This window comes from Kitasatospora sp. NPDC096128, assembly GCF_040303105.1.
Classification (GTDB): Bacteria; Actinomycetota; Actinomycetes; order Streptomycetales; family Streptomycetaceae; genus Kitasatospora.
In genome coordinates this window covers 25563-49426 of sequence record NZ_JBEOSP010000032.1, presented here as the reverse complement: position 1 = coordinate 49426, position 23864 = coordinate 25563, and the positions used below count along the sequence as shown (strand labels likewise).

Here is a 23864-nt window from a genome sequence, read left to right as displayed (position 1 = left end):
CAACCCCCGATGGGCTTCACCAGCCACCCCACCCTCCCCTGGAGCGAACTGCACCGCCGGCTGACCGGCTCCGCGCCGGACCGCACGGTCGTCCCGCTGCGCCGCCCTGCCTCGGAAGCTCCCACCGGGAAAGCCCCCACCGAGAAAACCCCCGCCTCGGAAGCCCCCGCCGAGAAAGCTCCCACCGGGGAAGCCCCCACCGAGAAGGGCGCCCCCGGCGAACCCTGGGCCGAACTGCACGTCCACTCCGCCTTCAGCTTCCTGGACGGCGCCAGCGACCCGGAGGACCTGGTCGCCGAGGCGGCCCGGCTGGGCGTGGAGACCCTGGCGATCACCGACCACGACGGCCTGTACGGCGCCGTCCGGCTCGCCGAGGCGGCCCGGGGGACGGGCGTGGCCACCGCGTTCGGCGCCGAACTGACGATCCGTCACAACAGTGAGGGTGTCGAGCACCTGCTGGTCCTGGCCCGCGACCCGGCCGGCTACCGCCGGCTGTCCGCCGCGATCGCCGCCGCCCAACTGGCCGGTGGTGCCAAGGGCCGCCCGGCGTACGACTTCGCGACGCTCGCCGAGGCGCACGACGGCCACTGGGCGGTGCTCACCGGCTGCCGCCTCGGCCGGGTCCCGGCCGGCCTCGCCACCGGCGAGGCGGAGCGCCGACTCCGCACCCTCACCGAGGCGTTCGGCCGCGAGAACGTGTACGTCGAGCTGATCGACCAGTGGCAGCCCGGCGACGACCGGCGCAACGACGCCCTCGCCGCGCTCGCCGGAGAACTGCGGCTGCCCGTCATCGCCTCCACCAACGCTCACCACGCCGGCCCCGCCCAGGGCCGCCTCGCCCAGAGCCTGGCGGCCCTCCACGAGCGCCGCACGCTCCAGGAGGCGGCCGGCTGGACGCGGGCGTCCGGCACCGCGCACCTGCGCTCGGGCCGGGAGATGGCCGCCCGACTGGCCCGCTTCCCCGGCGTGCAGCGGGCCACCGCCGAACTCGGTCGGGCCTGCGCCTTCGACTTCGCCAGGCTGGACCCGGAACTGCCCGGCTACCCCGTCCCCGACGGGGAGACCGAGATCGGCCACCTGCGCGCCCTGGTCGCGGCCGGCGGCCCGGCCCGGTTCGGCCCCGGCAACGCCGCCGCCCGCCGCCAGCTCGCCAAGGAGCTGGACGTGATCGAGGACCTCGACCTGGCCGGCTACTTCCTGATCGTGCACGACATCGTGGACTTCTGCCGCAGCCAGGACATCTGGTGCCAGGGCCGCGGCTCGGCCGCCAACTCGGCGGTCTGCTACGCCCTCGGGATCACCGCCGTCGACCCGATCCACTACAAGCTGCTGTTCGAACGCTTCCTCTCCACCGCCCGGGACGGCCCGCCCGACATCGACCTGGACATCGAGAACCGCCGCCGCGAGGAGGTCATCCAGTACGTCTACCGCCGCTACGGGCGCGAGCACGCCGCCCAGGTCGCCAACGTGATCACCTACCGCCCCCGGCTGGCGATCCGCGACGCGGCCAGGGTGCTCGGCTACCCGCAGGGCCAGGTGGACGCCTTCAGCCGGCAGGCCGACTTCCGTTCCGCCCCCGGCGCGGACGCCGTCATCCCCGCCGACGTGCTCTCGCTCGCCGCCCAACTCCACGGTCTGCCACGTCACCTGGGCATCCACTCGGGCGGCATGGTGCTCACCAGGGAGCCGATCGGGGAGATCTGCCCGACCGAGTGGGCCCGGATGCCCGGGCGCTCCGTCCTGCAGTGGGACAAGGAGTCCACCGCCGGTGCCGGGCTGGTGAAGATCGACCTGCTCGGCCTCGGCATGCTCGCCGCGCTGCACGACGCCTGCGACCTGATCGAGCGGCACCACGGCCTGCGCTACGACCTGGCCGGCATCCCGGACGACGACAAGGGCGTGTACGCGATGCTGCGCCGGGCCGACACCGTCGGCGTCTTCCAGGTCGAGTCCCGGGCGCAGATGGCCACCCTGCCCAGGCTCAAGCCGGACCACTTCTACGACCTGGTGGTCGAGGTCGCGCTGATCCGCCCCGGCCCGATCCAGGGCGGCTCCGTCCACCCGTACCTGCGCCGGCGCGCCGGGGCGGAGCCGCCCGGCTGCCCGCACCCGCTGATGGAGAACGCCCTCGGCAAGACCCTCGGGGTGCCGCTGTTCCAGGAGCAGATGATGCAACTCGCCATCGACTGCGCCGGGTTCACCCCCGCCGAGGCCGACCGGCTGCGCCAGGCGATGGGTGCCAAGCGCTCCCACGAGCGGGTCGCCCGGCTGCGCGACCGGCTGCTCACCGGGATGGCCGAGCGCGGCATCCCGGCCGAGGTCGCCGAGGACGTCTACGGCAAGATCGAGGCCTTCTCCAACTACGGCTTCCCGGAGAGCCACGCGATCAGCTTCGCCTACCTGGTGTACGCCAGCGCCTGGCTCAAGCACCACTTCCCGGCGGCCTTCACCTGCGCCCTGCTGGCCAACCAGCCGATGGGTTTCTACTCGCCGCTCAGCCTGGTCGCGGACGTCCGGCGGCACGGTGTGCGGGTGCGCGGGGTGGACGTCAATGCCAGCGGGCCCCGCCCCACCCTGGAGCCGTACCGGGGTCCGACCCCGGTGCCGCCGCTGACCGCCGGCCGCCCCCAACCGGCCATCCGGCTCGGCCTGGAGACGGTGCGCGGCATCGGCACCCCGCAGGCCGAGGCGATCGCGGCCGGGCAGCCGTACGACGACCTGGAGGACTTTGCCCGCCGCACCGGCCTGCCCGCACCCGCCCTGGAGGCGCTGGCGACGGCCGGCGCCTTCGACTGCTTCGGACTGACGAGACGTCAGGCACTGTGGGCGGCAGGCGCGTTCGCCGGGATATCGGCCGAACTGCTCCCCGGCACCACGCCCGGCACCGAGGCGCCGGAGCTGCCGGGGATGAGCCCGGTCGAGGAGACCATCGCCGACCTGTGGGCCACCGGCACCTCCGCCACCAGCCACCCGCTCCAGCACCTGCGCGCCCACCTGGACCGCGGCGGCGCACTCAGCGCCGCCCAACTCCCGGACGTGCCACCGGGAACGGCGGTGGTGGTCGGCGGCCTGGTCACCCACCGCCAGCGGCCGCCGACGGCCGGCGGGGTGCTCTTCCTCAGCCTGGAGGACGAGACCGGTCTGATCAACGTGATCTGCAACCGCCCGGTCTGGGAGTCCCAGCGCCGCACCGCCCTGGACCGGGCCGGTCTGCTGGTGCACGGCCACATCGAACGCGACCGCGGCGCCACCAACCTGATCGCCACCCGCCTCACCCCGCTCCGGATCGGCCTCTGACTCTTCGGTCCGCTCAGCGCGGGTAGCCGATCTCCGCGAGGTCCTCGGCCAGTTCCGCCGGGTCCGTCGTTGCGCACCCAGCTCACTTCCTCGCCGGGCGCCCAGTGGCAGTTGAAGGTGTGGTAGCGCGGCCCCCAGTCACCCGGGCTGAGGATCACGTCCAGCACGGCGAGGGCCCGGCAACGGTCGCGCAACTCCGGGGCGGCGGGCAGACGGCCCAGCAGGTCGTTCATACCCACCATTGAACCCCGGCGCTCCGACACTCAGTCGGGGTAGCGCACGAGTCCGCTCAGGTCCAGGTCGAAGTCGAACGGAGCGGGGATCCGCATGCTGTCGCGGAACTTGCGGTCGTGCCGCGCGTGGTAGCGGTCGTGGCTCGGTTCGCAGAACAGCGTGACCGTGCCCTCCCGCGGATCGACGATCAGGTAGAGCGGGACGCGCATCACCGCGTAGTCGCGGAGCTTGTCCACCCAGTCGTTCCCCGCATTGGACGGCGAGACCACCTCGATCGCGATGAGGGCCTCTTCGGCGGGGGTGCTGTTGCCCGGCCGGGCCAGGGAGGCGATCGGAAGATAGGTCAGATCGGGGTTGCGTGACTTCGTCACGTCGGGGGTGGTCAGCGGACTGTAGCCGCTGAAGATGTAGCCGTCCGGGGCGTGCTGCTCGAACTGCCGCTGGACGAGTACGAGGTTCAGCTGGTGGATACCGGTGGGGGTGCCGTGCATGACCAGCGTGTCGCCGGACCATTCGACGCGGACACCGTCGGGGGCCGTGCGCAGCACCTCCTCCACGAAGTCGCGGTGTCGCTCGTAGAAGCTCATGGTGCCCTACCTGGTCTGTGCGTTCGGCCGAATCGCAGTCTATGCACAGACCAGGCGGTGGCCGTTCAGGCGCCGGAGGCCGGTCGCCGCCCCTTGCCGGGCGGGCCGGCGAAGGTCTGGGCGATCGGGAGCCAGGCGGTGGCGGTGGGGCCGGTGGCGGTGAGGGTGAGGTCGTCGCGGTGGCGGCGCTGGGTGACCAGCAGGCAGAAGTCCAGGGCCGGGCCGGTCACCACGTCCGTGGCGTCGGCCGGGCCGAAGGTCCACGAGCCGCCGTCGGGCGCGGTCAGTTCGAGTCGGACCGGGGTCTCCGGCGCGGGCAGGCCGTGTGCGGCGAAGGCGAAGCCGAGGGTGCGCAGGCCCAGGTGGGCGATGTGCCGCAGCCGGGCGGTGGGTTCCCGGGTCACGCCGAGCGCGTCGGCGACGTCCTGGCCGTGCGCCCAGGTCTCCATCAGCCGGGCTGTGACCATCGAGGCGGGCTTCATCGGCGGGCCGAACCAGGGCAGCCGGACGTCGGCGGGGGCGGCGGTCAGAGCGGCCAGCACCTCCTCCCGGCCGGCCCGCCAGCGGGCGAGCAGGGCGGCGGGTTCGGCGGCCGCCCCATCCCGGGCCCCTTCCTCGACCGGGTCGGCCCCGGCGGCCAGCAGCTCGGTGAAGTGGCCGCCGAGCGAGGCGGTGAAGCCCTCGGGGTCGCGGGTGGCCAGCGCCGTCCAGTCGTCGGTCCAGGCCAGGTGGGCGATCTGGTGGGCGACCGTCCAGCCCTCGGCCGGGGTGGGCCCGGCCCAGCCCGCGGCCGGCAGCTCGGCCACCAGCGCGTCCAGGACGGCGCTCTCGGCCCGCAGGTCGGCCAGCAGGCCGAACAGGACGTCGCCCGGGGCGCCCGGGGCGCCCGGGGCGGCCGGGGGGTTCGGTTCGGTCATCGACTCTTTCCTCCGGTCAGGGCAGCTGCTACTCGTCGGTAGCCCGCGGCCGCACCCTACGCCCCGCCCGGCGCCGGCGCCCGCCACTCCGCGGAACACGCACGTCAGGACTCTCGCCTCCGGCCGCACCGCATGTGACAATTCCGCGGTGACCACGGCCGCGGACCCCCTCACTTCCGTGCCGAACGGCGCCCCCGACGACCCCGGACTCGCCGCCCGCGCCGCCGAGCTGGTGCGGCGCGCCGTGCTCGGCGACCTCGCCCGCCGGGTGGTGGCCGAGTGCGGCGCCGATGTCGGCCTGGTCGGCGTGCCCGAGCCGCTGCCCGGCAGCCGCCCCGGCACCGAGGGCATGGTGCTGCGCCACTGGGCGGGCACCCGGGCGGACCTGCTGCACGACGTGCCCGTCCCGGCCGGACTCGGCCTGGGCGGCCGGGCGCTCGCCGAGCGTGCGCCCACCTGGGTGCCCGACTACCGTGCGGCCACGACCATTTCGCACCACTACGACGCGGCCGTGGCCGCCGAGGACCTGTACGCGATGCTCACCGTCCCGCTGCTGGACGGCGACACCGTGCACGGCGTCGTGTACGCCTCGCTGCGCACCGTCGTGCCGTTCGGGGACGTCCGGATCTCGGCCGTCGGCAAGCTGGCGGCGACGGCCACCCGGGCGCTCGCGGGAGCCGCCGCCTGGAGCCGGCAACAGCCGGACCGTCCGGACCGTCCGGACCGTCCGGACCGTCCGGACCGTCCGGACCGTCCGGGGGATCCGGAGGGGCCCCGACCGGTCACCCCGGCACGGCCGTTGACCCGGCGCGAGCACGAGGTGCTGCGCTGGGCGGCGACCGGCCGGACCAACCCGGAGATCGCCGCCCACCTGGGCCTGACCTGCAACACCGTGACCGGCTATCTCAAGTCCGCGATGCACAAGCTCGGGGTCCGCAACCGGACCGAACTCGCCCTCGCGGCCCGCGCCTCGGGCCTCGTCGGCTGACTCGGCCCTAGGCGGTTGACTCGGGCCTCGTCGGCTGACCGTGGAGGTCGGCAGAGGTCAGTTGACCTGGCGCTCCCGCCCGCTCCAGTAGGGCTCGCGCAGCCGGAACTTCTGCAGCTTCCCGGTGGCCGTGCGCGGCAGCTCGGCCCGGAACTCCACCGAGGTGGGCGACTTGTAGCCGGCCAGCCGCTGCTTGCAGTGCGCGATCAACTCCGCCTCGGTGACGGCCGCCCGGCCCTCCCTGAGCACCACCAGCGCCTTGACCGTCTCGCCCCACTTCTCGTGCGGCACCCCGATCACCGCGACCTCGGCGACCGCCGGGTGGCCGTACAGGCAGTCCTCCACCTCGATCGAGGAGACGTTCTCCCCGCCGCTGATGATGACGTCCTTCTTCCGGTCCGAGATGGTCAGTTGGCCGTCGGTGAGGACGCCGCCGTCGCCGGTGTGGAACCATTCGTCCCGCAGCGCCTCGGCGGTGGCCTCCGGCTGCTGCCAGTAGCCGTCCAGCACGGTGTTGGAGCGCACCAGCACCTCGCCGGAGGGGTCCACTCGCAGCTGGGTGCCGAGCGCGGGGGCGCCGGCCTGCACCAGCTTCTCGGCCCGTTCGGCGGCCGGCAGGGCGTCCCACTCGGCGCGTGAGCGGTTGACGGTGACGATCGGCGCGGTCTCGGTCAGGCCGTAGAGCTGCATGAACTCCCAGCCCAGCTGCTCCTCGACCTGCTGCACCACCGAGGTCGGCGGCGGCGCGCCGGCCACGATCATCCGCACCTTGTCCCGGCCGGGCACCGGGCCGTCCCAGTCGGCGGCCGCGTCCAGCACCATCTGCACCACGGCGGGCGCACCGGACAGGAAGGTCACCCCGTGCCGCTCGACCCGGCGCAGGATCTCGGCGCCGTCCACCTTGCGCAGCACGATGTGCCGGGCGCCGAGCCCGGTGAGCGAGAACGGCAGGCCCCAGCCGTTGGCGTGGAACATCGGCAGGGTGTGCAGGTACACGTCCCGGTCGTTCGCGCCGTAGTGCAGGCCCATCAGTGTCGCGTTCAGCCACACGTTGCGGTGGGTGAGCTGAACGCCCTTGGGGCGAGCGGTGGTTCCGCTGGTGTAGTTGATGGTCGCGGTGTCGTTCTCGGAGACCGCGTACCGGCGGGGCGCGCGGGCGAAGTCGTACAGCAGGGCGTCGCTGTCCGCGCCGAGCACGAACTTGTGCTTGGCCACCACCCCGTCCAGGGCGTCGGCGAGTTCGGGGTCGACCAGCAGCACGGAGGCGCCGCTCTGCTCGACGATGTACGCGACCTCCTCGGCCCGCAGCCGGAAGTTCACCGGCACCAGCACCCGGCCGTACCCGCTCACCCCGAAGAAGGAGGTGAGCAGTCGGGCCGAGTTGTGCGAGACGACCGCGACCCGCTCGCCCGGTCCGACCCCGAGCCGGTCCAGCCCGGCGGCCTGGGCCCGGGCGAGTTCGGCGATCCGCCGGTAGCTCAGCTCGCCCCAGGATTCGGCCGGTTGCACCGGCTCGTCGACGATGCCGACCCGGTCGCCGTAGACCAGCTCGGCCCGGTCGAGGAAGTCCATCACGGAGAGTGGAATCTGCATGCGCCCACTGTCCTATCCCGCGCGCCCGCTGCACACCCCCGATCGGGGGTGTCACCCGTTCGAACGCGGGCGCGCGGCCGTCGTTCGCAGCCGCTCGGCCGTCGTCAGCGCCGCGAGCAGCCGGTCCCGGGCCTCGGTCTGGGCGGCGATCCGGCGTTCCAGCGCCGCCAGCCGGTCCCGGACGACCCCCAGCACCCGCTCGGACGGCGGCCTGGACAGCACGTCCCCGTCCAGGCAGCTGAGCAGGGGCCGGAGGTCCTCCATGGTGAGCCCGGCGGCGACCAGGGCGCGGATGTTGCGGACCCGCGGGACCGCCGAATCCGGGTACTCCCGGTAGCCGTTGGCCGCCCGCTCGGAGTCGATCAGCCCGGCCTGTTCGTAGTGCCGCAGCGCCCGGGCCGTACTGCCCGTCCGCCGTGCCAGTTCCCCGATCCGCACCGCCGCCCCGCCCGTCCGTCCCTCAGGCCACCAACGCGCCCCCGTCCACGGACAAGACTACGCCGGTCACGAACGACGCCTGCGGCGAGGCGAGTTGGGTGATCGCCCAGGCCACCTCGGCGGGCCGGCCGATCCGGCGCAGCGGGGTGATCCCCACCTGCCACTCGCGGATCGCCGCCGACTGCTCGGGGCTGAAGCCGGAGTGCTCGCCGATCGGGGTGTCGATCGCTCCGGGGGCCACCGCGACCACCCGGATGCCGCGCGGGGCCAGCTCGACCGCCCAGCTGCGGGTGATCGTCTCCAGGGCCGCCTTGCCCGCCGCGTACACCGAGTTGTTCGGCCAGCCGCGCTGTCCGATGGCCGTGCTGACGTTGACCACCACACCCCGGTGGGCGGCCAGGGCGGGCACCGCGGCCTGCCCGAGCAGCACCGGGGCGATCAGGTTGGTGGCCAGCAGCGTTTCGATGCCGGGCCGGTCGAACTCGCCGAGGGCGTGCCCGCTCCGCACGATGCCGGCGTTGTTCACCAGTACGTCGAGCCGCCCGTACCGCTCCAGGGCCGTTCCGACGATCGTCTCCGGGGCGTCCGGTCCGGTGACGTCCGCGACCAGCGGCTCGATCAGCCCAGGGTGCGCAGCCGCCGTCTCCGCCAGCGGCCCGGGGCGCCGCCCGACCGCCACCACCCGGGCGCCCCCGGCCGCGAAGGCCCGCGCGGTCTCCCGCCCGATCCCCGTCCCGGCCCCGGTGACCACCACGACCCGACCCGCTCCCGCTGCTTCGTTCTCTTCGCTCATGGGAGAAGCCTCCGACCCTGCCGCCAGCGTCAAGGTCAAGCCGCAACCGTCGAGCAGTGGGTGTTCGTCCGTCAGGAAGATCGCGAGGAAGTCGCGAAGCGGTTCCGAACCCAGGGGGAGAGCACCCATGAGCCACCATCGACCCGACCCGGCGTCGACCGCCTTCCCGAGGGCGGACGGCCTGCTGCTGCGCCCCTTCGAGGACGCGGACGCACCGGCCCTGATCGAGGCCTACCGGGACGAGACGCTGCGCCGCCGCACCCGGAACGCGGTGCACGACGCCGAACAGGCCGCGCGCTGGCTGGCCGTGCAGCACGAGGGCCGGGCGAGCGGCACTCGGTACGCCTTCGCCGTCCTCGAGGCCGGCGGGCTGGTCGGCAACGTGGTGCTCAAGCGCGGTGCCGCGGGCGGGGACCGGGCCGAGGTCGGCTACTGGACGGCGGCCGCGGCGCGCGGCCGGGGCGTGGCGCCGCGCGCGGTGGAAGCGCTCACCGTCTGGGCCTTCGAGGCCTTCGCCGGGGACGGCCTGGTCCGGATCGACCTGCTGCACGAGGGGGACAACGACGCCTCCTGCCGGGTCGCGGAGAAGAGCGGCTACGCGTTCACGGAGATCGTCCCGGCCTTTCCGCCGTACCCGATGGACGGTCACCGGCACTCCCGGAAAAGGCTGGACGCGTCCGAAGGGCACGGGTCAGAGTAGGCGAATGGCTTCTCTGGTACGTCATGTGACGATCGACTGCGCGGACCCGTTCGGGCTCGCGGACTTCTGGGCGAAGGTGCTGGACGGCACGGTCTCCGAGGACGACAACCCGGGCGATCCGGAGGCGCTGGTGAAGTCGGCCGGTGCCGATCTGCTCTTCATCCAGGTGCCCGAGGGCAAGACGGTGAAGAACCGGGTCCACCTGGACCTCCAGCCGCAGGACCGCAGCCGCGACGAGGAGGTCGAGCGCCTGCTCGCCCTGGGCGCCACGGTGGTGTCGGACCAGCGCCGCCCGGACGGCACCGGCTGGGTCACCATGGCCGACCCGGAGGGCAACGAGCTGTGCGTCGAGCGCAGCCGGGCCGAGCGCATCGCCACCGGCGCGTCCTGAGCCCGGCAGCCTGGCAGCCCGGCAGCCGGCAGCCCGGTAGCCACGCGGCCCGGTTGCCGGTAGCCCGGTAGCCCGGTAGCCACGCGGCCCGGTTGCCCCGTAGCCCGGCGGCACGGCCGCCCGCCGAGGTCCACCCGGACCTGGGCGGGCGGCCGTTCCCACTTCCGTCCGATAATCGAACTGTCTGAGGTCAGCGCGGCCGGTAAGGCCGGTGGGACCAGCGAGCCACCCCTCCGAGCGACCAGGCAGGTAACCCCATGGCCAGAATCGCCGTGATCGGCGCCAACGGCAGCATCGGCAGCGCCGTCGTCGCGGAGGCGGCGGCCCGCGGGCACGAAGTCACCGCGGTGGTCCGGGACCCGGGCCGCTACCGCGGCGCGGCCGCCACCGTGGAGCGCGGCGACGTGCTGGACCCGGCCGACGTGGCCCGGGTCGCGGCCGGCCGGGACGTCCTGGTGAGCGCCGTGGGCGGCGGCGACGGCCCGGGCCACCTGGCGCTGATCGAGCCCGCCGCCCGCTCGCTGGTCGAGGGCCTGCGGACGCTCGCCGAGGCTGCGCCCCGGCTGGTCGCGGTCGGCGGCGCGGGCAGCCTGGAGACCGCGCGGGGCGTGCGGCTCTGGGACGCTCCGGGCCTGCCGGAGCCGATCCTGCAGATCATGCACGCCCACGGCGAGGCGCTGGACTACTACCGGACCGTCTCCGACGTCCGCTGGACGGTGCTCAGCCCGGCCGCCGAGATCGGCCCGGGGGAGCGGACCGGCCACTACCGGACGGGCCTGGAGCAGCTGCTCACCGACGCCGAGGGGCGCAGTCGGATCTCGGTGCCGGACTACGCGGTCGCCCTGGTCGACGAGATCGAGCAGCCCGAACACATCGGCGAGCGCTTCACCTGCTGCTCGCTGTGACGGGGCGGGCGCGCGCCGGGCTCACCCGTTCAGCCCAGCTGGATCGACCGCTTGGCCAGCCCCATCCAGAACCCGTCGATCACGCTGCGCTGGCTGCCGAGGTCGGCCTCGCCGGCGCCCAGGGTGACGAACAGCGGGGCGAAGTGCTCGGTGCGCGGGTGGGCGAGCCGCCCGGCCGGGGCCTTGTGCTCGAAGTCGAGCAGCGCGTCCAGGTCGTGGGCGTCCAGGGCGCGCCGGCCCCAGTCGTCGAACTCGGCCATCACCGAGCTGATCCGGCCGTCCCTGCTGAGCGCCCGCAGGTTGTGGGTGAAGAAGCCGCTGCCGATGATCAGCACGCCCTCGTCGCGCAGCGGGGCGAGCCGGCGGCCGATCTCCAGCAGGCGCTGCGGGTCCAGTGTGGGCAGGGAGATCTGCAGCACCGGGACGTCGGCCTCCGGGAACATCTCCACCAGCGGCACGTACGCGCCGTGGTCGAGCCCGCGGTCGGGGATGTCCTGGACGGGCGTGCCGGGGGCTCGCAGCAGCTTGCGCACGCGCTCGGCCAGCTCGGGCGCGCCGGGGGCGGCGTACCGGACGGTGTAGTAGTGCTCGGGGAAGCCCCAGAAGTCGTAGACCAGCGGGACGGTGGTGACGGCGCCGAGGGCCAGCGGGGCCTCCTCCCAGTGGGCGGAGACCATCAGGACGGCCTTGGGTCGCGGCAGGTCGGCGGCCCAGGCGGCCAGCTGGCCCGGCCAGACCGGGTCGTCGGCGAGCGGCGGCGCGCCGTGCGACAGGTACAGGGCGGGCATGCGCTCGGGGGCCGCGGTGCTCATGACGTCCTCCTCAAGGGAACGAGGGTGAGTAGTTCAAATTTGAACCTCTACCTCGGGACGGTACACCTTCGTTCGAATTTGAACAACGGGAGTAGGCTTCGCACCATGTCCTCACTGAACGAACCCCGCTGGCTCGACCAGGACGAGATGGCCGCCTGGCGGGGCTTCGTCGTCGCGAGCAACCTGCTCAACCGGCGGCTGGAGCGCCAGCTCAAGGACGACTCCGGCCTCTCCCACCAGCAGTACGAGATCCTGGTGCACCTCTCCGCCGCCCCCGGCGACTCGCTGCGGATGACCGAACTCGCCGACAAGCTGGTCACCTCCAAGAGCGGTCTGACCTACCAGGTCACCCAACTGGAGCGGATGGGCCTGGTCGGCCGCCGCTCCTGCCCCAGCGACGTGCGCGGCGTGATCGCCGAACTCACCGAGCAGGGGCGGGAGGCGCTGCGCCGGGCCGCCCCCGGGCACGTCGCCCTGGTGCGCGAGCTGCTGATCGACGTGCTCACCCGCGAGCAGCTCGCCGTCCTCGCCGAGGGCCTCGGCGCGGTCAGCGCCCGCCTCCGCCAGGACGAGACCCCCTAACCGTCGCCCAGTGCGGCCGCCCGCTCCCGCAGCAGCTCCCGCTCCCGCTCGTTGCGGGTCAGCCCCGCCGCCCGCTCGAACTCCGCCCGCGCCTCGGCCCTGCGCCCCAGCCGGGCCAGCAGATCGCCCCGCACGCTCGGCAGCAGGTGGTAGTCGCGCAGCGCCGGCTCGGCCACCAACGCGTCCACCAACTCCAGTGCGGCGGCGGGCCCCTGGGCCATAGAAACGGCCACCGCCCGGTTCAGCGCCACCACCGGCGAGGGCGTCAGCACCAGCAGCCGCCCGTAGAGTGCGGCGATCGTCGCCCAGTCGGTGTCCTCGTACCGCCGCGCCCGGGCGTGGCAGGCGGCGATCGCGGCCTGCACCGAGTACGGCCCGCTGCCCGCCCGCTGGAACGCCTCGAAGCCGCGCCGGATCAGCAGCCCGTCCCAGCGCGCCCGGTTCTGCTCCGCCAGCAGCACCGGCCGCCCGTCCGGCCCGGTGCGCGCGGCCGTCCGGGAGGCCTGGAACTCCAGCAGCGCGGCCAGCCCGTGCGCCTCCGGCTCGCCCGGCACCAGCGCGGCCAGCACCCGGGCCAGCCGCAGCGCGTCCTCGCACAGCTGCGGGCGGAGCAGGTCGTCCCCGGCGGTGGCCGAGTAGCCCTCGTTGAAGATCAGGTAGACGACCTCCAGCACCGAGGACAGCCGCCGCGCCCGGTCCTCCCCGTACGGCACCTCGAACGGGACCCCGGCCTTGGCCAGCGTCCGCTTGGCCCGGACGATCCGCTGCGCCACCGTCGGCTCCGGCACCAGGAAGGCGCGGGCGATCTCCGGGGTGGTCAGCCCGCCCAGCAGCCGCAGGGTGAGCGCGATCCGGGCCGGTGCCGACAGCACCGGGTGGCAGGCGGTGAAGATCAGCCGCAGCAGGTCGTCGTCGATGGACTCCGGGTCGGCCGGATCCACCGGCTCCGGCGTCGGCACGTCCTCCGACGACCGCCCCACCTCGGCGAGTTTGCGGGCGTAGACCTCCCGGCGGCGCACCAGGTCGATCGCCCGCCGCTTGGCGGTGGCCGTCAGCCAGGCGCCCGGGTTGTCCGGCACGCCGTCGCGCGGCCACTGCTCCAGCGCGGCCACCAGCGCGTCCTGCGCCAACTCCTCGGCCAGGCCGACGTCCCGGACGATCCGCGCGGCCGCGGCGATGATCCGCGCGGACTCGATCCGGAACACCGCCTCGACGACCGCCGTCGCCTCCCTCTCCGTCACGGCCACCCATCAGAGCAGCCCCCGCGGCGGGAGGCAACCGGGGGGCGTGTCCTGCGGGTCCCTGCCTGATCCGACGGAACCCACGGGACACGCCCGGGCGCCACGACCCCTTCCCCTCCTGCTACTTCGGGGGCTGCGGCATCTCTTCGATCTGCCGGACCTCCGCCTCGACCGGCCAGTGCACCGGGTGGGTCCGCAGGAAGCGGCGGGTCCACTCCAGCGCCTCCGCCTTGTCCTTGCACTGCAGGATGGCGTAGCCGCCGACGACCTCCTTGGTCTCGGTGAACGGCCCGTCGGTGTAGCCGATCTTCCCGTCGGTCCAGCTCACCCGGGTGCCCTGGGCGGTCGGGGTCAGCCCGGCGGTCTCCAGCATCACCCCGGCCTTGGTGATCTCCTCGAACAGTGCCCCCATCCGCTGCTCGAACCCCGGGTCGGGCTCCCAGCCGTCCCGGGCGTCCTCGTCGATCCGGATCAGCGTCATGAAGCGCGGCATGGTGACTCCTCGGTCCTGCGGGCGGGGCCGTTCCCCGCCGCTCACCCCTGCGTCGATCGGGTCGGCGCCGGATCGACACCCGTCGCGAAAGAATTTTTCGCCGGTTCCCGGGAGCGGGGTTCGCGGGGTGGGCCGTCCGTGGTCGAATGATTCGAACGCGGAAGCGATGGAGGGGAGACGGAATGCTCGGGGACATTCTCGACGTGGTGGCGACGGCTCTGGAGCCGCTCTGGGGAACGGGGACGGGGGCGCGGACGCCGACGCACGAACAGCTCCTCAAGGCGGGGCGGGTGCTGGTCTTCGAGGGCTGCGTCATCGGCCCCCGCCCGTACTGCCGCCCCGAACCGGCCTTCCTGCACCTCTCGCGCAGCGCGCTCGCGATCTCGCCGGTCCGTGGGACCGACGCGCGGGCCCGCCACCTGCCGGTCGACGAGCTGGAGCTGGTCGAGGTGCGCAGGTGGCGCAAGGGCGACCCGGAGGCGGTCAAGAGGCACTGGGACGTCATCGAGTGCCGGGACGGCGCGGACACCGTCCTGATCGGCTTCGAGCTGTTCTACACGGCCTACGTCCGCCAGGCGCTTCAGCTCGACGACACGGTCTGACCCGCCGCCCCCGCCCCGGGCGCCCCGGCCCCCGCCGGCTGCCCGCCCCGAACCCGCTACCCGCCCAGGCCCGCCTTCGGCCGCAGCTCCGGCGGCAGCGGCTGCGCCCCGGAGAGGTGGACGGCGGTGCCGCGGGCCTGTTCGAAGGCCGCCACCGGGTCGTCCCCGTCGGTCCACGGGTGGCAGCCGCAGTACGGTCCGATCGCGCGGAACTGCTCCAGGGCGAGGTCGTGCAGTCCGGCCCGGCCGGTGTACGCGGCGAGCAGGTGCCGCAGCTCGGTCAGCTGCCGGTGGTCCGGCCGGACCAGTGCCAGCGAGGCGGCCGTCTGCCGCAGTCGGCGCCGGGTGTCCTCGCTGGTCAGGGTGCCGAGCCTGTCGCGCAGCTGGAGCTCGTACAGTGCGTGCAGGTAGAGCCCGCCCAGCGGGCTGCCGGCCGGGGCCGCGTCCAGGGCCCGCTCGGCGAAGGCCAGCATCTCGCGGTCCGAGCCGAACCACTTGGCGCACCAGTACTGCAGGCCCTGGAGGTGGCCCGCGTAGTGGAACGGCGCCCGCTGGACGAGCCCGCTCCACAGCTCCTCGAACTGCGCGGGCTGGTACCGGGCGCCGCGCGCGGCGGTGACCATGACCACCCAGGGCGCCGGGTTCGCCGGGTCGAGCAGCGAGGCCCGCTTCGCCGCCTCGATCGCGGCGGGCAGCATCGCCCGGAAGGCGTTCATGGCCTCCTCGGGCACCTCGTGGGCGTAGCCGCTGCCGCGGACCTCCCAGGCGGCGTGCACCATCCGGTTGGCCTCCAGGGCGGCGGCGTCGCAGTTGTCCGGGTCGGCCGCGCGCCAGGCCTTGAGCCAGGCGCCGTCCTCGTCGGCGATCGCGTCCAGCAGCTCCAGCCGGGTCCAGCGTTCGTCCCAGTCCGGTCCGGCGGCGGCCACGTACTCGGCCGCGTGCCGCCAGTTGCCGGCCCAGGCCGCGTCGGCGACGGCCTGTGACTCCTTGCGCTGGTGCGGGGCGGGCGGCGGGCCGGCCCGTTCGGGGTCGAGCCGCTCGCGCGGGACGAGTCCGTAGGCCGCGGCGTCGAAGTCGGTCCGGGCCCAGGCGGTGGCCCGGGCGGCCTTGGCCTTCCGGGCCCTGGTCACGGCGGCGGAGATCGCGACCGCCAGCACGATGATGATCAGATGTGTCACGGCGGAGCATCATCCCTGGTCGTGCCGGGTGCGGGCAACGCGCCCCGGGCGCGCGGGCACGGCGGCCGGTCGCACCGGCAAAACCGCTGGCCAGAGGCGGCTTTCCGTGCCAACATGCCCCATATGGGGACGATTCTGCACGGCACCCTGGTCACCCTCCGCCCGGCGACCGCCGACGACATCCCGGCGCTGGTGGCGATCCGCAGCACGCCCGAGGTGTTCGCCCGCTGGCGGGGTGGTGACGACCTGGTCGACGAGGTCGCGCGGGACTTGGAAGCGCCCGAGACCGAGACCTTCGCGATCGATGTGGGCGGCCGGGTGGTCGGCGCCGTGCAGTGGTACGCCGAGAACGACGACGAGTACCGGCACGCCGGGATGGACATCTTCCTTGATCCCTCGGTGCACGGCCTGGGCCTGGGCACCGACGCCGTGCGCACCATGGCCCGGCACCTGGTGCACGACCACCACTACCACCGGCTGGTGATCGACCCGGCCGCCGACAACCTGGCCGCGATCCGCTGCTACACCAAGGTCGGCTTCCGCCCGGTCGGCACCATGCGCCAGTACGAGCGCGGCTCCGACGGCACCTGGCACGACAATCTGCTGATGGACCTGCTCGCGGACGAACTGTCGGACGGCTGACGGTCGTTCACCGGACCCTCGGTGCCGGGTGCCAGGGTGTACAGACATCTTGTCATCCAACCGTTCTGACCTGTACAGACACCTCGCCGCCACGGGAGCGATCGGAACTGATCGCCTGGCGTTCTTCCCGACGTACCGAGCAGTAGCTAGCGTTCCCCCGCCAATCACCGGCGGCCGGTCACCCCCGGTCCGTCCGGAACCCCACCGGTTGACGGATCCCCAGGAGAACGCCCATGCTCTCGCGCCGCACGGCCACCGCCCTCACCTCGGCGGCCGCCGCCGCACTGCTGCTCGGCGGCACCGCCCCGAGCGCCTCCGCGACCACCACCGCGGCGAGCCCCACCTCGCTGTCCGTCTTCGCGTTCAACGTCGACCTCGGCACTGCGATCGTCGACAGGACCCAGAACGAGCAGGCCGCCCGCCGCACCCCGGTGATCGAGCGGATCGTCCGGCAGCACAACGCCGACGTGGTCGTCCTGGACGAGCAGTTCAACAACAGCTCGACCGCCGACATCAACGCCAAGCTCGCCGACCTCTACCCGTACCGCACCCCGGTGGTCGGCGGGGTCTGCTCCGGCGGCGGCTGGACGGGCGTCAGCGGCAACTGCTCCAACTCGTGGTTCGTCATCAACGGCGGCACGATGATCCTCTCCAAGTACCCGATCACCGCCCAGTACGCCCACGTGTTCAGCAACTCCACCTACGGCACCTGGGACTACCACGCCAACAAGGGCGCGGCGCTGGTGCAGGTGAACAAGAACGGCACCACCGCCTGGGTGGTCGGCACCCACCTCCAGGCCGACGAGGCCGACACCTCCACCGACACCACCCAGTCCACCCGGCTCGGCCAGCTCGCCGAGATCCGCGCCTGGGTCGACGGCATCGTGGGCAGCGGCGCGCCGGTGCTGATCGGCGGCGACCTCAACGTCGAGTACTTCCACGGCCAGGCCCGCGGTGACTACGCCAACGCCCAGAACGCGGTCAACGGCGTCCTCGGCACCCCGGCCACCGACCCGAACCAGGCCCGCACCACCATGGACTGCCCGGTCTCCGCCTGGTGCCAGTACATGGCGGGCGTGGAGACCTTCCCGACCGACTACCGGGACGACCTGGACTACATCGGCTACCTCAACGCCCCGGGCCGCCCGGTGCCGACCTCGATGTCCGACGTGAAGATCGACATCGACCCGCAGGCCGGCTGGACGCCGGGGCAGCTGGACACCAACGCGCCCAGCGACCACTACCCGGTCGAGGCCACCTTCCAGCTCAACTGACCGAAGGCCTGACTGTTGCTCCGACGAGCCGGCCGGGGTTCCGGACCCGGAGCCGGCGGGTGGGCCAACCGGTCAGCCGGCCGGGCAGCCGCAGGAGCGCCGCACCACCAGCCGGGCCGGGAAGGTCCGGGCCCCGGCGGCGCGGCGCTCCGCCCCGCCGAGCACCAGGTCCACCGCGGACCGCGCCATCTCGTCCTGCGCGGTGGTGACGGTGGTCAGCGCCGGCCCGGCGATCACCGCCTCGGCGATGTCGTCGAAACCGGCCACCGCGAGGTCCTCCGGCACCCGGATGCCCAGGTCGTCGGCGGCCCGCAGCAGGCCGATCGCCTGGTCGTCCGTCGCGCAGAACACGGCGGACGGCCGGTCGGGCCGACTCAGCAGGGTGAGCGCCTCGGCGTGCGCCCGGACCCGGTCGAAGGGGGCCGGGGTGAGCCGCCCGTCGGTGGACAGTCCGGCGTCCGCCAGTGCCGCGGCCCAGCCGGCCGTCCGCCCGGTGACCGGGTCGAGCGGGCTGAGCGCCAGGGTGCCGCCGAAGCAGTGCACCTCGGCGTGGCCGTGGTCGAGCAGGTGGCGGACCACCTCGCGGGCACCGCCCTCGTCGTCCGCCACCACGGCCACGCCGTCGGCGCTCTCCGTGCGGTGGTGCAGCAGCACGACCGGGGTGCCGTCGGCCGAGTCGAAGCCGGTCAGCCCGGGAGCGGCCGGGTCCTGGGTGACCAGGATCAGCCCGTCCACCTGCATTCCGAGGAAGGCCCGGATGTAGTGCGCCTCGCGTTCGTCGGCGTAGTCGGAGTTGCCGATCAGCAGCAGCCGGCCGTGTTCGGTGGCGGCCTGCTCCACGGCGTGGGCGAGCCCGGCGAAGAAGGGCTGGCGGGCGTCCGGCACGACCATCCCGAGCAGGTCGGTCCGGCGCCGGGCCATCGCCTGGGCGACCCGGTTGGGCCGGTAGCCGAGCTCCTCCACCGCCGCGAGCACCCGGGCCCGGGTGGCCGGTGCCACCGGCCTCGGCCCGTCGTTGATCACATAACTCACGACCGCTGTGGACGTCCCCGCCACCCGCGCCACATCGTCCCGTGTCACCCTCGCCATGACGAATGAGCCTACACAGCACCTCCGACCAGCGTGTTTTCCGCGACCGGAGGAGGCTCCGACCGGCCCGCCCCGGTTGCGGCACAGGTGGTACCGTGCCGACGCTGGCGGGACGGGCGGCATCGGGTGCCGCCGCCGCCGACCGTGGGAGCAGGTCGATGAGCACGCCGCCGCACCGCAGGACCGTCCGGCCCCTGCGCCCGACCACCCGGCCCAAGGTCCGCATCCACGCCCGGGTGCGCACCGTGAGCGCCACCAGGCCGAAGGTCCGGCCCTGGCGGGCGTACGCCGTGCTGGTGACGATCGCGCTGTTCGTGGCCGCCGGGCTGCTGCTCTACTCCGACGAGCGCTCCACCCGCGGTCGGGCCCAGGAGGTGGGCGTCGACCACTCGGCGGACTTCCTGGAGGTCGACGTGGTGCTCCAGCGGGTCGACGCGGCCGCCCAGACGGTCGCTGCCAAGATCCTGGTCGTGCCGCACGGCGCCCTGGGGACGTCCGGCATCCAGCAGATCCCGGCGCAGGACGTGGCGTTGGAGACCACCTCGCTGGAGCAGACCGTGCTCAGGTACCAGGCCGGCCAGCCGATCCCCTCCAGCCCGGTGTCGTTCAGCCTGCTGGAGGGGCGGGTCACCGACTACCCCTTCGACGGCTACCGCGTTCAGGTCGGCTTCCGGGCCACCGTCGGGGGGCGGCCGGTCCCGGTGACGATCGGGATCCAGGAGGTCGACCCGTTCTTCGCCTTCACCCAGGGGGAGCGGGAGACCGACGGCCTCGGCATCGCCGTCACCGAGCAGATCAGCCGCTCGCGCAGCACCTACATCCTGGCCTGGTTCATGATGGCGGCGATGTGGGCGCTGGCGCTGTCCGTCCTGGTGGCGGCCTGGCTGATCGTCCGGCAGCGGCGCGGGATCGTCTGGCCGGCCCTGAGCTGGATGGCGGCCACCCTGTTCGCCCTGGTCGGCATGCGCAACGCCGCGCCCGGCAGCCCGCCGATCGGCTCGCTGCTGGACTACGCGGCGTTCTTCTGGGCGGAACTGCTGATCGCGGTGGGCCTGACCATGGTCGTGGTGCGCGGCGCCCGGATCGAGGGCGCCCACCGGCCCGCGACGTAAGGCCTGTCCGGCGGGCCGTCTCCCGGATTCCGTCGCGGACCTGGCACGGAATCCGGGGGCGGGCTCCGGGCCCCGTGGGGCGGCTCCCCGGGCGCGGGTCGGCACACGTGGTCCTCAGTACACGTACTCCGCGCAGACCTCCGCGGCGAGCCGCAGGGCGTGCTCCGCGCGCGGACCGCGCAGTGCCAGCAGGGTCTGGGCGAGCGCGTCCACCGCGGCCAGGTGGGCCAGCCGGCTGGCCGTGGTCTCCAGGCCGAAGACCAGGTCCTGCCCGCCCGCGACCAGGACGCAGCTCGCCGTCTCGGTGAGGGGCGAGCGGGCGTAGCTGGTGAGCGCCAGGACCTCGGCCCCGGCGGCGCGGGCGGCGCGGGCGGCGGCCACCACGCTGTGGGTGGCGCCGGTGTGGCTGACGGCCAGGCAGACGGCGCCCGGGGGGAGCGCGGCGGCCACCAGCTGGGCGGTCATCGAGTCGGCCGGGGCGTCCACCGGCAGACCGAGTGCGCGCAGCCGGTAGGCGATGTCCAGCGCCACCGCGCCGGACAGCCCGGCGCCGACCAGGAGCACCCGGGGGGCGTCGTTCAGCAGCTCGGCCGCGGCCCGCAGGTCGTCCGGCCCGAGCGTGGCGGTGATGCCCTCCAGGGCCGCCCGGGCGGCGCGCAGGGTGTCGGCGAGCGCCTTGGCGGCCGGGTCGTCGGCGTCCGCGGCCGGCTCCGCGGCGGGGGCCGCCGGGGCGTGCCGGGCGGCGGCGATCTTCAGCTCCTGGAAGCCGCGGAAGCCGAGCCGCTGGCAGGCCCGGACCACCGAGGAGGGGGCCGTCCCGGCCAGCGTCGCCACGTCGCTGACGCTGAGGTGCACCAGCTCGGTGCCGCGGTCCAGCACCACCTGGGCGACCCTCGCCTCGGTGCCGCGCAGCTCGCCGAGCCGGGCCCGGATCTGCGCGGCCAGCTGGGATTCCAGGGGCGTGAAAAATTCGGAACGTTCTTCCATGGATCTAGGGTAGCGTGGAATCTAGTTCCAGGGCCCCGGAAATCCGGCCGGCCGATCGGGAGGGGAGCTTCGCCATGTCAGAAACCGGAGCGGCCGTGCCGCTGGCGGTGCTCACGGCCGCGGTGCTGCACGCCGTGTGGAACGGCCTGGCGCACCGGATACCGGACAAGATGGTCGGCTTCGCGCTGATCAACCTGACGTACACCGCCTGCGCGGTGGTGCTGGTCGCGGTCAACCCGCTGCCGGACGCCGCCGCCTGGCCGTACCTGTTGGCCTCCACGGTGGTCCAGACGGTCTCGACGGTCCTGCTGCTGCGGGCTTACCAGCTGGGCGACTTCGGGCAGATGTACCCGATCGCCCGTGGTTCGGCGCCGTTGCTGGTCGCGCTGCTGTCGGTCACCGTGCTCGGCCAGCAGCTGGGGGCGGGCGAGCTGGTGGGCGTAGTGGTGATCTCCTGCGGGCTGATCGGGCTGGCCTTCGCCCAGGGCATACCCGGGCGGGCGCAGCTGCCCGCTCTCACGGCTGCCGCCGGCACCGGGGCGATGATCGCCGGGTACACGGTGCTGGACGGCAGCGGCGTCCGGCACGCGGGTACCGTCGGCGGGTACGTGGCCTGGCTGTTCCTGCTCCAGGGGCCGGCGCTGGTCGCGGTGGTCTGGGCCCGGCGCGGCCGCACCCTGCTCACCGGGGCGCGCGGGGTGCTGTCGGTCGGGATCCTCGGCGGGGTGCTCTCACTGACGGCCTACGGCCTGGTGGTCTGGGCGCAGTCCCGGGGCAACCTGGCGACGGTCGCGGCGCTGCGCGAGACCAGCATTGTGATCGCCGCGCTGATCGCCACCGTGGTGTTCCGTGAGCGCCTCGGACGGCTGCGGCTGGCCGCCGCGCTCACCGTCCTCGGCGGGATCGCCGTCCTGGAACTCGCCCGCCCCTGAGCTCTTGAGTGGTGAGCCCCGGTTCCCGTGAGCCCGGGTGCCCGTGAGCCCAGGTGCCCGTGAGCCCAGGTGCCCGTGAGCCCTGGAGCCCAGGCCTCAGGCGGCGTCCGGCACGATCACGGTCAGCGAGGTCTCCAGAAGTTCGAAGCCCAGGGCCTCGTAGACCCGGCGGGCCGGGTTGCCCTCGGAGACCACCAGGTGCACGTCGGCGAGTCCGCGCCCGGCGGCGTCCGCGACCGCCCGGCGCAGCAGGTCGGCGCCGAGGCCGCGGTAGCCGCGCCGCGGGTGGCGGAACACCTCGGCGACCCAGGGCAGGCCGTCGCGGTCGGTCAGCACGGCGGCGCCGACCACGTGGTCCTCGGTGTCCACGGCGAGCAGGCTGGACGGCAGCACCGGGCCGATGGCCTCCCCGGCCAGCAGTGGGCCGATCCGCTCGGCGAGGGCCCGGGCGTCGTCACCGGCGAAGTGGTCCACGTGCGTCGGGTCGAAGGCGGCCCGCCAGGACTCCAGCATCGCCTCGGGCGAGCGGTCGCAGGGCACCGCCCGCAGCCCCTCGCGCAGCGGCGCCCCGGCCCAGTCGGCGGGCGGGGGGTCGGCGCGCAGGTCCCGCCGGAAGGTGTGGGCGTGGCGCAGGGCCGTCGCGCCCCGGTCCAGCAGCCGCTGCCCGAGTTCCGGGCTGCCGGAGACCACCCAGCCGGGCAGTTCGGCGCGGATGTACGCGGCGGCGTCCGCCGAGTCGTCCAGCACCTCCAGCAGATCGGCCCAGGGGCGCCCCTCCCGCTCGCCGAGCTGGTACCGCAGCACCGGTGTGCCGACGCGGTCGTACCTGATCACCCAGTCCGTTTCGGGCATGGCCCACCCCACTTCGCGCGATCGTTCGTCGGCGGCCCATGCTCGCCAGAACCAGGAACCCGGCGCAACGGGTTTTCCGGCAGCGGTCCTTGAGACGGCGGACAGCCCCTCAGTCCACCGCTGCTCAGCCCACCACGGCCGCCCGGACGCAGAGCACGTCCGGCAGGTGGGAGACCAGCAGCGACCAGGTCTCGCCCTCGTCGCGGCTGCCGTACACGTCGCCGGTCCGGTTGCCGAAGTAGATCCCGGCCGGGTCGGCGTCGTCGGTGCGCAGGGCGTCGCGCAGCACGATGCCGTAGTGGTCCTCGCCGGGCAGCCCGGCGGCCAGCTGCTGCCAGCTGGTGCCGCCGTCGGTGGTGCGGAAGACCCGGCAGCGGCGCCCGGGCGGGATCCGGTCGTCCGAGCCGCCGAGCGGGAACAGGTAGGCGGTGTCGCCCCGGCGCGGGTGGGCGGCGACGGCGAAGCCGAACTCGGCGGGCAGGCCGTCCGCGATGGAGCGCCAGCTCTCGCCCCAGTCGTCGCTCCGGTAGACCCCGCCGTGGTTCTGCAGGTAGAGCCGGTCGAGGTGGACCGGGTCCGGGGCGATCTTGTGCACGCACTGGCCGAACTCGGGGTACTGGCGCTCCTCGGGGAAGAACTCGGCGCGCAGACCGGTGTTGGCGGGCGCCCAGGTGTCGCCGCCGTCCTTGCTGCGGTAGACGCCGCCGCTGGAGACGGCGACCAGCAGCCGCTGCGGGTCGCGCGGGTCGGTGAGGACGGTGTGCAGGCCCTGGCCGCCGTAGCCGGCGCCCCACTCGGACCGCTGGGGGTGGTTCCAGAGCGGTTCGACCAGGGCGAAGCTCTCGCCGCCGTCGGTGGAGCGGAACAGTGCGGCGGGTTCGGTGCCCGCGTAGACCACCCCGGGGGCCTCCGGCCCGGCGGGCTGGAGCTGCCAGACCCGGGTGAGCGAGGCGCCGGTGGACTCGGGGAAGCGGATCGCCGGCCGGGACGGCTCGTTCCAGGTGGCGCCGAGGTCGTCGGAGCGCCACACCGAGGGGCCCCAGTGGCTGCTGTCGGCGCCGACCAGCAGTCTGGTGCGGCCGTCGCGGCGGTCGATCGAGACGGAGTAGATCGCGTTCATCGGGAAGTGCGGCCCGCTGAACTCCCAGTCCAGCCGGTCGCGGCTGCGGCCGAGAAAGAGGCCCTTCTCGGTTCCGACGGCCAACAGCACCTCGGTCATGCCTCA

Annotated in this window: 24 protein-coding genes; 11 read left to right on the top strand and 13 right to left on the bottom strand. The window is 73.9% G+C overall.

Features of this window, described 5'->3' with window-relative positions; translation table 11 throughout:
• Window positions 1-9 precede the first annotated feature (9 nt).
• Window positions 10-3297: an error-prone DNA polymerase gene (locus ABTY61_RS29625; RefSeq protein ID WP_350508173.1), complete on the top strand. Its 3288-nt coding sequence runs from the start codon at window positions 10-12 to the stop codon at window positions 3295-3297.
• Window positions 3298-3560: 263 nt separating this feature from the next.
• On the opposite strand, the gene ABTY61_RS29620 is transcribed toward ABTY61_RS29625, so the two are convergent.
• On the bottom strand, window positions 3561-4118 hold the full coding sequence (locus ABTY61_RS29620; protein WP_350508172.1) for a Uma2 family endonuclease: 558 nt from the start codon (window positions 4116-4118) through the stop codon (window positions 3561-3563).
• Between the two features lie 65 nt (window positions 4119-4183).
• Window positions 4184-5035: a TIGR03084 family metal-binding protein gene (locus ABTY61_RS29615; RefSeq protein ID WP_350508171.1), complete on the bottom strand. Its 852-nt coding sequence runs from the start codon at window positions 5033-5035 to the stop codon at window positions 4184-4186.
• A 148-nt stretch (window positions 5036-5183) separates the two neighbouring features.
• Between ABTY61_RS29615 and ABTY61_RS29610 the strand changes: the two genes are divergently transcribed.
• On the top strand, window positions 5184-6023 hold the full coding sequence (locus ABTY61_RS29610) for a LuxR C-terminal-related transcriptional regulator (protein ID WP_350508170.1): 840 nt from the start codon (window positions 5184-5186) through the stop codon (window positions 6021-6023).
• Window positions 6024-6080: 57 nt separating this feature from the next.
• Here the strand turns inward: ABTY61_RS29610 and ABTY61_RS29605 are convergent, their stop codons facing one another.
• The 3 genes from ABTY61_RS29605 to ABTY61_RS29595 are packed head-to-tail and all read right to left on the bottom strand — an operon-like array spanning window position 6081 to window position 8847.
• Window positions 6081-7616 (bottom strand): AMP-binding protein, encoded by a 1536-nt coding sequence (locus tag ABTY61_RS29605; protein ID WP_350508169.1) that lies wholly within the window; start codon window positions 7614-7616, stop codon window positions 6081-6083.
• Window positions 7617-7667: 51 nt separating this feature from the next.
• The gene (locus tag ABTY61_RS29600) at window positions 7668-8054 is read right to left on the bottom strand and encodes a MerR family transcriptional regulator (protein ID WP_350508168.1); all 387 of its coding nucleotides are present in this window, start codon (window positions 8052-8054) and stop codon (window positions 7668-7670) included.
• Window positions 8055-8076: 22 nt separating this feature from the next.
• Window positions 8077-8847 carry an SDR family NAD(P)-dependent oxidoreductase gene (locus ABTY61_RS29595; RefSeq protein ID WP_350508167.1) on the bottom strand — a complete coding sequence of 257 codons (771 nt, stop codon included), beginning with the start codon at window positions 8845-8847 and terminating at the stop codon, window positions 8077-8079.
• A 127-nt stretch (window positions 8848-8974) separates the two neighbouring features.
• On the opposite strand from ABTY61_RS29595, the gene ABTY61_RS29590 reads away from it, so the two are divergent.
• From ABTY61_RS29590 to ABTY61_RS29580, 3 genes are all read left to right on the top strand, one after another.
• Entirely contained in the window at window positions 8975-9547 is a 573-nt protein-coding gene (locus ABTY61_RS29590; RefSeq protein WP_350508166.1) for a GNAT family N-acetyltransferase, read from the top strand.
• Between the two features lie 4 nt (window positions 9548-9551).
• Window positions 9552-9938, top strand: a complete 387-nt coding sequence (locus ABTY61_RS29585; RefSeq protein WP_350508165.1) for a VOC family protein — start codon at window positions 9552-9554, stop codon at window positions 9936-9938.
• A 257-nt stretch (window positions 9939-10195) separates the two neighbouring features.
• Window positions 10196-10843 (top strand): NAD(P)-dependent oxidoreductase, encoded by a 648-nt coding sequence (locus tag ABTY61_RS29580; protein WP_350508164.1) that lies wholly within the window; start codon window positions 10196-10198, stop codon window positions 10841-10843.
• A 29-nt stretch (window positions 10844-10872) separates the two neighbouring features.
• Here the strand turns inward: ABTY61_RS29580 and ABTY61_RS29575 are convergent, their stop codons facing one another.
• Window positions 10873-11655, bottom strand: coding sequence for a dioxygenase family protein (locus tag ABTY61_RS29575; RefSeq protein ID WP_350508163.1), 783 nt, complete (start codon window positions 11653-11655; stop codon window positions 10873-10875).
• A 114-nt stretch (window positions 11656-11769) separates the two neighbouring features.
• Here ABTY61_RS29575 and ABTY61_RS29570 point away from each other — a divergent pair, with 114 nt between their 5' ends.
• A complete protein-coding gene (locus ABTY61_RS29570; RefSeq protein WP_350508228.1) occupies window positions 11770-12237 on the top strand; it encodes a MarR family winged helix-turn-helix transcriptional regulator in 468 nt (155 codons plus the stop codon).
• Here ABTY61_RS29570 and ABTY61_RS29565 read toward each other — a convergent pair.
• Together ABTY61_RS29565 and ABTY61_RS29560 are read right to left on the bottom strand one after the other, a co-directional pair.
• Window positions 12234-13484 carry an RNA polymerase sigma factor gene (locus tag ABTY61_RS29565; protein WP_350508162.1) on the bottom strand — a complete coding sequence of 417 codons (1251 nt, stop codon included), beginning with the start codon at window positions 13482-13484 and terminating at the stop codon, window positions 12234-12236. The genes ABTY61_RS29570 and ABTY61_RS29565 overlap by 4 nt on opposite strands.
• Before the next feature lie 115 nt (window positions 13485-13599).
• Window positions 13600-13971 carry a YciI family protein gene (locus ABTY61_RS29560; protein ID WP_350508161.1) on the bottom strand — a complete coding sequence of 124 codons (372 nt, stop codon included), beginning with the start codon at window positions 13969-13971 and terminating at the stop codon, window positions 13600-13602.
• A gap of 182 nt (window positions 13972-14153) precedes the next feature.
• On the opposite strand from ABTY61_RS29560, the gene ABTY61_RS29555 reads away from it, so the two are divergent.
• On the top strand, window positions 14154-14573 hold the full coding sequence (locus ABTY61_RS29555; RefSeq protein ID WP_350508160.1) for a hypothetical protein: 420 nt from the start codon (window positions 14154-14156) through the stop codon (window positions 14571-14573).
• A gap of 56 nt (window positions 14574-14629) precedes the next feature.
• Here the strand turns inward: ABTY61_RS29555 and ABTY61_RS29550 are convergent, their stop codons facing one another.
• Window positions 14630-15751 (bottom strand): hypothetical protein, encoded by a 1122-nt coding sequence (locus tag ABTY61_RS29550; RefSeq protein WP_350508159.1) that lies wholly within the window; start codon window positions 15749-15751, stop codon window positions 14630-14632.
• Window positions 15752-15874: 123 nt separating this feature from the next.
• Between ABTY61_RS29550 and ABTY61_RS29545 the strand changes: the two genes are divergently transcribed.
• The gene (locus ABTY61_RS29545; protein ID WP_350508158.1) at window positions 15875-16393 is read left to right on the top strand and encodes a GNAT family N-acetyltransferase; all 519 of its coding nucleotides are present in this window, start codon (window positions 15875-15877) and stop codon (window positions 16391-16393) included.
• A gap of 233 nt (window positions 16394-16626) precedes the next feature.
• Window positions 16627-17667 (top strand): endonuclease/exonuclease/phosphatase family protein, encoded by a 1041-nt coding sequence (locus tag ABTY61_RS29540; protein ID WP_350508157.1) that lies wholly within the window; start codon window positions 16627-16629, stop codon window positions 17665-17667.
• Window positions 17668-17739: 72 nt separating this feature from the next.
• Here ABTY61_RS29540 and ABTY61_RS29535 read toward each other — a convergent pair whose 3' ends face one another.
• Entirely contained in the window at window positions 17740-18756 is a 1017-nt protein-coding gene (locus ABTY61_RS29535; RefSeq protein ID WP_350508156.1) for a LacI family DNA-binding transcriptional regulator, read from the bottom strand.
• A gap of 158 nt (window positions 18757-18914) precedes the next feature.
• Here ABTY61_RS29535 and ABTY61_RS29530 point away from each other — a divergent pair, with 158 nt between their 5' ends.
• Window positions 18915-19868: a DUF8686 domain-containing protein gene (locus ABTY61_RS29530; RefSeq protein WP_350508155.1), complete on the top strand. Its 954-nt coding sequence runs from the start codon at window positions 18915-18917 to the stop codon at window positions 19866-19868.
• 114 nt (window positions 19869-19982) lie between these two features.
• Here the strand turns inward: ABTY61_RS29530 and ABTY61_RS29525 are convergent, their stop codons facing one another.
• Window positions 19983-20855, bottom strand: coding sequence for a MurR/RpiR family transcriptional regulator (locus tag ABTY61_RS29525; RefSeq protein ID WP_350508154.1), 873 nt, complete (start codon window positions 20853-20855; stop codon window positions 19983-19985).
• A gap of 74 nt (window positions 20856-20929) precedes the next feature.
• On the opposite strand from ABTY61_RS29525, the gene ABTY61_RS29520 reads away from it, so the two are divergent.
• A complete protein-coding gene (locus ABTY61_RS29520) occupies window positions 20930-21787 on the top strand; it encodes an EamA family transporter (RefSeq protein WP_350508153.1) in 858 nt (285 codons plus the stop codon).
• 96 nt (window positions 21788-21883) lie between these two features.
• Here the strand turns inward: ABTY61_RS29520 and ABTY61_RS29515 are convergent, their stop codons facing one another.
• On the bottom strand, window positions 21884-22639 hold the full coding sequence (locus tag ABTY61_RS29515; protein WP_350508152.1) for a GNAT family N-acetyltransferase: 756 nt from the start codon (window positions 22637-22639) through the stop codon (window positions 21884-21886).
• A gap of 124 nt (window positions 22640-22763) precedes the next feature.
• The gene (locus tag ABTY61_RS29510) at window positions 22764-23858 is read right to left on the bottom strand and encodes a WD40/YVTN/BNR-like repeat-containing protein (protein WP_350508151.1); all 1095 of its coding nucleotides are present in this window, start codon (window positions 23856-23858) and stop codon (window positions 22764-22766) included.
• Window positions 23859-23864: the final 6 nt, after the last annotated feature.

What these genes read in the sequence shown, in the direction of transcription:
- ABTY61_RS29625 (WP_350508173.1), top strand. Translation starts at nt 10, where the DNA reads ATGGGCTTCACCAGCCACCCCACCCTCCCCTGGAGCGAACTGCACCGC.
- ABTY61_RS29620 (WP_350508172.1), bottom strand. Translation starts at nt 4,118, where the DNA reads ATGAGCTTCTACGAGCGACACCGCGACTTCGTGGAGGAGGTGCTGCGC.
- ABTY61_RS29615 (WP_350508171.1), bottom strand. Translation starts at nt 5,035, where the DNA reads ATGACCGAACCGAACCCCCCGGCCGCCCCGGGCGCCCCGGGCGCCCCG.
- ABTY61_RS29605 (WP_350508169.1), bottom strand. Translation starts at nt 7,616, where the DNA reads ATGCAGATTCCACTCTCCGTGATGGACTTCCTCGACCGGGCCGAGCTG.
- ABTY61_RS29595 (WP_350508167.1), bottom strand. Translation starts at nt 8,847, where the DNA reads ATGAGCGAAGAGAACGAAGCAGCGGGAGCGGGTCGGGTCGTGGTGGTC.
- ABTY61_RS29590 (WP_350508166.1), top strand. Translation starts at nt 8,975, where the DNA reads ATGAGCCACCATCGACCCGACCCGGCGTCGACCGCCTTCCCGAGGGCG.
- ABTY61_RS29585 (WP_350508165.1), top strand. Translation starts at nt 9,552, where the DNA reads ATGGCTTCTCTGGTACGTCATGTGACGATCGACTGCGCGGACCCGTTC.
- ABTY61_RS29580 (WP_350508164.1), top strand. Translation starts at nt 10,196, where the DNA reads ATGGCCAGAATCGCCGTGATCGGCGCCAACGGCAGCATCGGCAGCGCC.
- ABTY61_RS29575 (WP_350508163.1), bottom strand. Translation starts at nt 11,655, where the DNA reads ATGAGCACCGCGGCCCCCGAGCGCATGCCCGCCCTGTACCTGTCGCAC.
- ABTY61_RS29560 (WP_350508161.1), bottom strand. Translation starts at nt 13,971, where the DNA reads ATGCCGCGCTTCATGACGCTGATCCGGATCGACGAGGACGCCCGGGAC.
- ABTY61_RS29555 (WP_350508160.1), top strand. Translation starts at nt 14,154, where the DNA reads ATGCTCGGGGACATTCTCGACGTGGTGGCGACGGCTCTGGAGCCGCTC.
- ABTY61_RS29545 (WP_350508158.1), top strand. Translation starts at nt 15,875, where the DNA reads ATGGGGACGATTCTGCACGGCACCCTGGTCACCCTCCGCCCGGCGACC.
- ABTY61_RS29540 (WP_350508157.1), top strand. Translation starts at nt 16,627, where the DNA reads ATGCTCTCGCGCCGCACGGCCACCGCCCTCACCTCGGCGGCCGCCGCC.
- ABTY61_RS29535 (WP_350508156.1), bottom strand. Translation starts at nt 18,756, where the DNA reads ATGGCGAGGGTGACACGGGACGATGTGGCGCGGGTGGCGGGGACGTCC.
- ABTY61_RS29530 (WP_350508155.1), top strand. Translation starts at nt 18,915, where the DNA reads ATGAGCACGCCGCCGCACCGCAGGACCGTCCGGCCCCTGCGCCCGACC.
- ABTY61_RS29525 (WP_350508154.1), bottom strand. Translation starts at nt 20,855, where the DNA reads ATGGAAGAACGTTCCGAATTTTTCACGCCCCTGGAATCCCAGCTGGCC.
- ABTY61_RS29520 (WP_350508153.1), top strand. Translation starts at nt 20,930, where the DNA reads ATGTCAGAAACCGGAGCGGCCGTGCCGCTGGCGGTGCTCACGGCCGCG.
- ABTY61_RS29515 (WP_350508152.1), bottom strand. Translation starts at nt 22,639, where the DNA reads ATGCCCGAAACGGACTGGGTGATCAGGTACGACCGCGTCGGCACACCG.
- ABTY61_RS29510 (WP_350508151.1), bottom strand. Translation starts at nt 23,858, where the DNA reads ATGACCGAGGTGCTGTTGGCCGTCGGAACCGAGAAGGGCCTCTTTCTC.